The organism is thiotrophic endosymbiont of Bathymodiolus puteoserpentis (Logatchev), from assembly GCF_900127505.1.
Lineage (GTDB): Bacteria > Pseudomonadota > Gammaproteobacteria > PS1 > Pseudothioglobaceae > Thiodubiliella.
Map to the genome: position 1 here is coordinate 53,130 of NZ_UEXF01000075.1, position 9,925 is coordinate 63,054.

Sequence of the window (9,925 nt, forward strand, 5' to 3'; positions counted from 1 at the left end):
TGTGCGCCTTTAATTTTTTGCACAACTAAGCCGTATTGCTTGGTATTAGAATCAGATTCATCAACAAATGTGATTTGTTTATAGCGCTTAGGTGTTTTTATACCAAGTGAATCTAATTTCGTTAGCCATTTTATTTCTTCTTCAATATCAGCGGCTTGATCGTGTGACTTTAATAGCAATACCAATAAATCGGGTTGATTTTTAAAATTGTAGGCAGTTTTATAGGTGCCCGAACCAACGGCAGTTTTTGTATCCACTTGTTTGTTACTTAATATGTCTGGAATGCTGTCTACATCAATGGTATCAGATGAACCTTCAGAATTCGCACCACCAAGCTTCAAGCCTTTTAATATTTCCCCTACGCGCTTAAACTCTTCAGTCTGCTGGGTAACGATATTTAAGTCATCGTTCCACTGATAAATCATCTTTTCACTGCCTGTTTCCATGGTTTTGGTGCCATCAGGGTTGATTTGCATGTTGCCTTTTCTGCCGGTTATTTCGGCAGTTTTTAGCTCAGGTGTGTCGTTATAAATGGCTTTGGCAAAGTCTTGGGTGAGGTTCTGATCAATGCCATCGGTATTACAACCAACCAAGGCGATACGCCCAATGTCGGTGCTGTCGTTGCCGTAAGTTTGTTGCAGTATTTTGACTTTATCTGCTAACGATTGTGCGCCTTCTTTGCTGAGATCAGCGCCATGATCGACAAAACTAAGACGCACATTGCCTTTAGGTGTATAAATTCCATCTGTTAGTGTGATTAAATTGCCATCAGCATCAAAACGAACAATAATGCTATTGTCTGGATGTTTGTTGGCAAGATCTTGGGCGGCCTTGATTGCAATGTCGCTGTTGCCATTTTGAACGATAATATTGCTTCGATAGTTGCTAAAGTCTTTTTTGAGTGTGTGGCGAAAAATCATATCATCAGATACTTGAGGGGTATCTTTGATTAAATCACTCATCTGCTCTTCACTCATAAAGTGATTGTTTTTATCAACCATCACTTCAATGCTATTGATTTCATAATCACTTTTTGGTGCGTAAAGCACCTGAGTTGTACCATCTGAGTCGTAACTCATAACCACAAGGTCTTGTTGTTTTTTTGCTTTATTTAATAGGCTTTTTTCAAATGCTGGATCGCTCTCTAACATAGTCTTGTCAACAAGAATGGCGTGCATGCCTTGGGTTTGGTCAAAGGCTTTTAGGGTGTTTAGTGAGGCCTCTCTCCATTCTTTTAAATCTTTTATATTGTCTTGCCTGGTTTGCTGTGAAAAAGGTTGCAAAGTTTCAGACGATGGCGAGTAAGCGTTTAATGGGTCAATAACATAAAGTTGCCCATCTCTACCCAATAACATTTGAAAATCACCAATACTCAAATTTGAATGTTGTTCAAATTGCTGTAATAAATTCTGAACATCGGCCAGTGTTTTGTGTGTTATGCGCTCACCTGGAGGAAGTGCCAGTCCTGGTTTTGTTGTCAATGAGTCGTGAATGCGTTCAACTAAAATACCATGATGTTCTTGAGCGTCTTCGCCAATGACAGAAAGCGTTTTAAAATATTTTGGCGTTTTAATGCCCATTTCTCTAAATTTGTTAATCCACTCAACTTCGTTTTTTAACTGCTCAATGTTATCATTTGCTTCTGGATTTTCATTCAGTTGTAAAAATAACAAGTCGGGGTGGTTTTTTAAGGTGTAGGCAGTTTTCGTGGTACCTTCGTTAATAGGCTTACCTATATCCTCATAAGTCAATGAATCTGGGATATTTGAGGCGGTTTTATCACCTAAGCCCAATTTTAGATGATCTAAAACTTTACTAATATTGGCAGAGCTTTGCGTTGTCCAAGTAGTTCTTTCATGTAGATAATCCCAACGATGAATGATTTTTTGATCCTTATCGTTCATGGTTTTAGAGCCATCTTCGTTCACTTGAATATCGCCCAATCTGCCTGTAACGCTAGCGCCTCTTAAGTATTCTCGGGTATAAAGTTGCTTGGCGTAATTTTCACTCAGCGTTTCATTATCACAACCTACAATCGCAGCCCGATTTAAATAGGCGGGACTGTCCACTGAATCGACATGATAGCGTTGCATTAGTGTGTCGGTGTAATTCGCTAACTTTGTGGCACCCACTTTTCCTAAGTTTTCTGGATGTCCAACAATATTGAGCCGCACACTAGAATCAGGACTGAATGTTTCACCTTCTGGAAAAACCAACTTACCTTGCTCATCAAGTGTAACAAGGACGCTGGTGTTAGGGTGTTTGTCAAATAACGCTTTGGCGGCATCTCTAGTGACTTTATCTTCACCAATAGACAAAATAATATTGTGCTTATTTTTACCATTGCCTTTGAGGTTTAAAGCTTCGTACTCCTCAGCAGCATTGACACGGAAAACAAAATCTTTTGTTTTTACCCAACCTTCTTGCTTGATAAAATCAAGACACTCTTCTTTTAAATTAACACCTTGGTTTTGGTTATCACGGGTAATGACTTCGACAGTGTCAAAATCCAACTCTTGCGTATTACTTGGTTGATGGGCAACTTCTTTTTCGCCTGTTTTAAAATCATAGATAACAATGATTTTATTGTTATTTTTCCGTGTATCGCTTAGTATTTGTTGTTTTTGTGTATCGCTGTATGATTTCCAAAGCTCCTTGTCAATATAGGCAATATGATTGAGTGCTTTGTCGGTAAAACGCTGATGGCGCTTTAAAATATGTTGTTCAAATGACTGCAAAACATCTAAGTGAATTGAATTTCGCATTTTTTCTGCATTCATATCAACACCCTGCGGATCTATAATATACAGTTGACCGTCTTCAGCAACAAGTCCTTGGAAATCTGCCACAAAAAGATTGGGGTTTTTTGTAAATATTTTTTGTAAACGTTTAACATCTTTTAAAGTTTGGTTGTTGCTATTGTTCAGCACTTTTGACAGAGATCCAGCATATGCTGCTCTGCGCCTTAATCTTATATCTTGTGCACCTTCAATCTTTTGCACAACTAAACCGTGTTGCTCAACATCGGGTTTAAACTTAGACTTAGATTTCTTTATAAATGTAATTTGTTTGTAACGCTTAGGGGTTTTCATACCAAGTGAGTCTAGTTGATCTAACCACCTCATCTCCTCTTCAATCTTGGTGACTTCATGCTCTGAAGCTAATAGCAATACCAATAAACCAGGTTGATTTTTAAAATTATAGGCCGTTTTAAATGAGCCTGATCCAATGGGTTTTGCGTCTATTTGCTCACTGGTTAATGTATCGGGGATATCATCATCAGACGAATCTTTGGAACTCATACAACCCAGTTTCAAGCCCTTTAATATCTCTCCTACACGCTTAGATTCTTCAGTTTGCCTAGTGATAATATTTAAATCACTATTCCACCGATAAATCATTTTTTCACTGCCCATTTCCATGGTTTTAGTGCCATCAGCATTGATTTGCATATCGCCTTTTCTGCCGGTTATTTCTGCAGTTTTTAGCTCAGGCGTGTCATTATAAATGGCTTTGGCAAAATCTTGGGTGAGGCTTTGATTAACACCATCAGTGCCACAGCCGACTAAGGCAATACGCTTGATATTCGTGCTGTCGTTGCCATAGGTTTGCTGGAGTATCTTCACCTTATCTGCTAATGACTGTGCACCTTCTTGGCTTAAATCGTTACCATGACCGACAAAATTAACACGGGTATCGCCTGTTGGCGTGTAAGTCTCACCTTTTAGAGTAACAAGATTGCCGTCTTGATCAAATTTGACAAGGACACTGCTGTCAGGGTGTTTGTTGAATAAGGCATTGGCGGCTTCGATGACAATAGGGTCATCGCTGCTTTGGACGATGAGGTTACTTTGATATTTGGAAGTTTTGTTTACAACAGGCTGAGTATCGGGCTGGCTGGGGTTTTGCCCTGAGGTGAAAAATAAACTGTCAAATGCCAATTCTTTTTTTGCAAAACTGTGCCGAGTAAACCAGTTTCTACGCAAGCCTGTGGCGGTTCTTTGTAGGGTGATGGCTTGTTGTAATTGTGCTACAATGGCTTCTGCATCAATTTCATCTTCTGGATTATCGTCAGTGTTGACGATATACTCACCGCTATCAATGTCTTCAACCAAAATATTAACGACCTTGCCATAGGCAATCGTTTGATACTCTATGCGTTCAATCTCAATATCGTTTTGTTGCCCATGTAAGTATTCAATTTCGTGATTTTCTGTATTGTAATAAAGGACAATGTCATTCTTTTTTCTGAGTTTCATTCCCAGATCAAGGCTTTTATCTGAAAAATCGGTAATAATAAAGATTTTAGATGTTTGAGAAAATGACAAGCCTTGAGAAAATCTTTGATTGACCTTGCTATTAAACCATTTTTCTGCCTTGTTGGTTTTTTGCTCTCCAGTCTCTTGGGTATTGTCAGTGGTATTGGTAGTGGTGGTATTGGTAGTGGTGGTATTATTGGTGTTATCAGCAGTACTTGTGCCCTCATTAGAAGAGGTATTTGTTTCGTTGTTGTTAGACTGATTGTCATTAAATACTTGACCAAACACATTGTTGTTTTCCAAGCCCCCTGTTGTTGAAACCTGTTTTATCGATTTGGCGCTTACTGAAAGTGGCAACCTGTTGTTAAGTATTTGTATGTCTGATAATTTGGCACCAATATCATGCAAAGAACTGTCTAAAAACAATTTGACATCTGTACTTAAAATTCTACTTGGGGTGTTGTAAAGCAAGGTGCCTTCGGTAGCTGGATCATCACCAACTTTAACAAGATAGTAGTTGATTGTTGCACCGTCTCGCTCTATTTTTAAATAATCCCCTGCCGTATAAGGATATTGATCTTCATCAAAACTTTTAATGCTACGACCGTTTTCATAAATGCCAACAATATTGCCAGAATTATGTACATAGATTGCGAAATCTATTGTGTGATAGTTACCTTCATTATTGTTATTATCGGTAGACAGCCCAACCATTAAATCTTTATTGTTACTGCCAATCTTGGCAATCACACAACCATCACCAGAAAAACCCTTGGTGGAAGTAATAGCAACATTCCAATCCCCGTTAAAGGTGTTTTCGTGAACACCCTCTTTTTCAATCAATGAGACTGATTTAATTTTGCTAACATCAAGATCCATGAGACTGGTGCTGTCAAGGGTTTGTTTATTAGTACCTATGGGATTGATTTCATCAAAGAGATTTTTATTAACATCTATGGGTCTGGTGCTGTCAAGGGTTTGTTTATTAGTACCTATGGGATTGATTTCATCAAAGAGATTTTTATTAACATCTATGGGTCTGGCGCTGTCAAGGGTTTGTTTATTAGTACCTATGGGATTGATTTTATCAAAGAGATTTTTATTAACATCTATGGGTCTGGTGCTGTCAAGGGTTTTTTCGTAAACACCCGTAGATCTGTCAGAGATTTTTTTATCAATATCCATGCGACTGATGTCGCCAAAGGTGTTTTTGTAAATATGCTTGGGTCTGTTAGAGGTTTTTTCGTAAATACCCTTGGTTTGGCTTATTTTATTACAATCGCTAATTCTAAAGCCTGTATCCAGCACTAGATTAGCAAGTTCCACAGAGTCGGTGATAGCGCTAAAATTAATACTATTGCCATCCACATCTTTAACATCGCTTAACACAATGTCTTCTTTACTGTCAATATCAAAGTTTTCAGCGCTAATATTGTCATTGAGCTTCACAATGTAAACAAACTCTAATGTGTCGGTGATTACCCCGTTAGTACCTGTTAACAAGAATTCCCTGTTGGCAACGATAATTTTATTACTGCCAACCTTTGCCAAAGTAACGGACTCATTCAAAAACAGTCTTACTTTGATTTTATCGCCAGTGGTAAATGCACCACTGCTATCGATAATCTCACTATTAATACGCCAAGCGTTATTTTTCAGGGGCTCTGGGGCGCCAGAATCTATTAATAAAGTTGAATTTTTACCTAAAATCTCCACTTCACGGAAATTTTGTGCATCGCCACTAAAAGTGAGCCTAACTTGATCAAAAACAACATCACTTTCTGGGATGATTTCAACAATCTCACCTGCCTCATCAATAGTGCGAGTTGAAACCACCACGCCTTCTTTAAGAAAATCAACGATTGAGCCGTTAATCCTATCAGTATTCCTCTTGCGATTAAAAAGTTTAAAACTGCCGTTGTTGTAATGAACCCCTTTAAAGTCAAACAAAATGTATTTTCCATCAGCATCCAATGGGTGTACGGCATAATCTAATGCACCACTTGAACTGGTATTACCATCGGTCATTTTTGCAATATTGGAAGCGGTGCCATTGGCATGCCAACGAGTAACATTGGTGCTGATGGTCGCCAGCCCTTTGCTGCTTAGGGCAAGGTTTTGACTGCTNGATAAATCATTTTTTCACTGCCCATTTCCATGGTTTTAGTGCCATCAGCATTGATTTGCATATCGCCTTTTCTGCCGGTTATTTCTGCAGTTTTTAGCTCAGGCGTGTCATTATAAATGGCTTTGGCAAAATCTTGGGTGAGGCTTTGATTAACACCATCAGTGCCACAGCCGACTAAGGCAATACGCTTGATATTCGTGCTGTCGTTGCCATAGGTTTGCTGGAGTATCTTCACCTTATCTGCTAATGACTGTGCACCTTCTTGGCTTAAATCGTTACCATGACCGACAAAATTAACACGGGTATCGCCTGTTGGCGTGTAAGTCTCACCTTTTAGAGTAACAAGATTGCCGTCTTGATCAAATTTGACAAGGACACTGCTGTCAGGGTGTTTGTTGAATAAGGCATTGGCGGCTTCGATGACAATAGGGTCATCGCTGCTTTGGACGATGAGGTTACTTTGATATTTGGAAGTTTTGTTTACAACAGGCTGAGTATCGGGCTGGCTGGGGTTTTGCCCTGAGGTGAAAAATAAACTGTCAAATGCCAATTCTTTTTTTGCAAAACTGTGCCGAGTAAACCAGTTTCTACGCAAGCCTGTGGCGGTTCTTTGTAGGGTGATGGCTTGTTGTAATTGTGCTACAATGGCTTCTGCATCAATTTCATCTTCTGGATTATCGTCAGTGTTGACGATATACTCACCGCTATCAATGTCTTCAACCAAAATATTAACGACCTTGCCATAGGCAATCGTTTGATACTCTATGCGTTCAATCTCAATATCGTTTTGTTGCCCATGTAAGTATTCAATTTCGTGATTTTCTGTATTGTAATAAAGGACAATGTCATTCTTTTTTCTGAGTTTCATTCCCAGATCAAGGCTTTTATCTGAAAAATCGGTAATAATAAAGATTTTAGATGTTTGAGAAAATGACAAGCCTTGAGAAAATCTTTGATTGACCTTGCTATTAAACCATTTTTCTGCCTTGTTGGTTTTTTGCTCTCCAGTCTCTTGGGTATTGTCAGTGGTATTGGTAGTGGTGGTATTGGTAGTGGTGGTATTATTGGTGTTATCAGCAGTACTTGTGCCCTCATTAGAAGAGGTATTTGTTTCGTTGTTGTTAGACTGATTGTCATTAAATACTTGACCAAACACATTGTTGTTTTCCAAGCCCCCTGTTGTTGAAACCTGTTTTATCGATTTGGCGCTTACTGAAAGTGGCAACCTGTTGTTAAGTATTTGTATGTCTGATAATTTGGCACCAATATCATGCAAAGAACTGTCTAAAAACAATTTGACATCTGTACTTAAAATTCTACTTGGGGTGTTGTAAAGCAAGGTGCCTTCGGTAGCTGGATCATCACCAACTTTAACAAGATAGTAGTTGATTGTTGCACCGTCTCGCTCTATTTTTAAATAATCCCCTGCCGTATAAGGATATTGATCTTCATCAAAACTTTTAATGCTACGACCGTTTTCATAAATGCCAACAATATTGCCAGAATTATGTACATAGATTGCGAAATCTATTGTGTGATAGTTACCTTCATTATTGTTATTATCGGTAGACAGCCCAACCATTAAATCTTTATTGTTACTGCCAATCTTGGCAATCACACAACCATCACCAGAAAAACCCTTGGTGGAAGTAATAGCAACATTCCAATCCCCGTTAAAGGTGTTTTCGTGAACACCCTCTTTTTCAATCAATGAGACTGATTTAATTTTGCTAACATCAAGATCCATGAGACTGGTGCTGTCAAGGGTTTGTTTATTAGTACCTATGGGATTGATTTCATCAAAGAGATTTTTATTAACATCTATGGGTCTGGTGCTGTCAAGGGTTTGTTTATTAGTACCTATGGGATTGATTTCATCAAAGAGATTTTTATTAACATCTATGGGTCTGGCGCTGTCAAGGGTTTGTTTATTAGTACCTATGGGATTGATTTTATCAAAGAGATTTTTATTAACATCTATGGGTCTGGTGCTGTCAAGGGTTTTTTCGTAAACACCCGTAGATCTGTCAGAGATTTTTTTATCAATATCCATGCGACTGATGTCGCCAAAGGTGTTTTTGTAAATATGCTTGGGTCTGTTAGAGGTTTTTTCGTAAATACCCTTGGTTTGGCTTATTTTATTACAATCGCTAATTCTAAAGCCTGTATCCAGCACTAGATTAGCAAGTTCCACAGAGTCGGTGATAGCGCTAAAATTAATACTATTGCCATCCACATCTTTAACATCGCTTAACACAATGTCTTCTTTACTGTCAATATCAAAGTTTTCAGCGCTAATATTGTCATTGAGCTTCACAATGTAAACAAACTCTAATGTGTCGGTGATTACCCCGTTAGTACCTGTTAACAAGAATTCCCTGTTGGCAACGATAATTTTATTACTGCCAACCTTTGCCAAAGTAACGGACTCATTCAAAAACAGTCTTACTTTGATTTTATCGCCAGTGGTAAATGCACCACTGCTATCGATAATCTCACTATTAATACGCCAAGCGTTATTTTTCAGGGGCTCTGGGGCGCCAGAATCCATTAATAAAGTTGAATTTTTACCTAAAATCTCCACTTCACGGAAATTTTGTGCATCGCCACTAAAAGTGAGCCTAACTTGATCAAAAACAACATCACTTTCTGGGATGATCTCAACAATCTCACCTGCCTCATCAATAGTGCGAGTTGAAACCACCACGCCTTCTTTAAGAAAATCAACGATTGAGCCGTTAATCCTATCAGTATTCCTCTTGCGATTAAAAAGTTTAAAACTGCCGTTGTTGTAATGAACCCCTTTAAAGTCAAACAAAATGTATTTTCCATCAGCATCCAATGGGTGTACGGCATAATCTAATGCACCACTTGAACTGGTATTACCATCGGTCATTTTTGCAATATTGGAAGCGGTGCCATTGGCATGCCAACTAGTAACATTGGTGCTGATGGTCGCCAGCCCTTTGCTGCTTAGGGCAAGGTTTTGACTGCTACTAATGCCCAAACCCTTAGAGATATCACCAAAATCAATACTGTTACCTGATACATCTCGAATGCCAGTTAAGACAATGTCGTCTTTACTGTCAATATAAAAATCAGCATTGGTTTTATCGTTGAGTTGAACTGTGTAAATAAATTCCAAGGTGCGGGTTGCAGAGCCATTGGTGCCTGTTAATAGAAACTCTTTGCCAGCAACAACAATTTTATTACTGCCAACATTTGCCAAGATAACCTCTTCATCTAGTGTCAGTGTTATTCTAATTTCACTGCCAAGCGTAAATACCCCCTTGCGATTCACCGCACCCTCTATATGCCAAGCATCAGCAATGGGCTCTGGTGCATACATATTGACTGAAAGTGCCGAATAATTACCGCTATATATGCGCATATCTGATAATTTAGCACCCACATCATGAAAAGAACTGTCTAAAAACAATTCAGTTCCTATATTTGAGGTTTTATTTGAGGTGTAAAGCAAAGTGCCTTGGGCAAAGGCGCCTTCACTGGCTTTGATATGGTAATATTTTATTGTAGT

General features: G+C 38.7%; 2 protein-coding genes. Both read right to left on the reverse strand.

The features are described from left to right. On the reverse strand, positions 1–6,287 hold a 6,287-nt coding region (locus BHECKSOX2_RS09665; RefSeq protein ID WP_180323760.1), incomplete at its 3' end, for a C80 family cysteine peptidase. Between the two features lie 77 nt (positions 6,288–6,364). Beyond that, positions 6,365–9,778, reverse strand: coding sequence for a C80 family cysteine peptidase (locus tag BHECKSOX2_RS09670; RefSeq protein WP_139683440.1), 3,414 nt, complete (start codon positions 9,776–9,778; stop codon positions 6,365–6,367). Between the last annotated feature and the right edge of the window lie 147 nt (positions 9,779–9,925).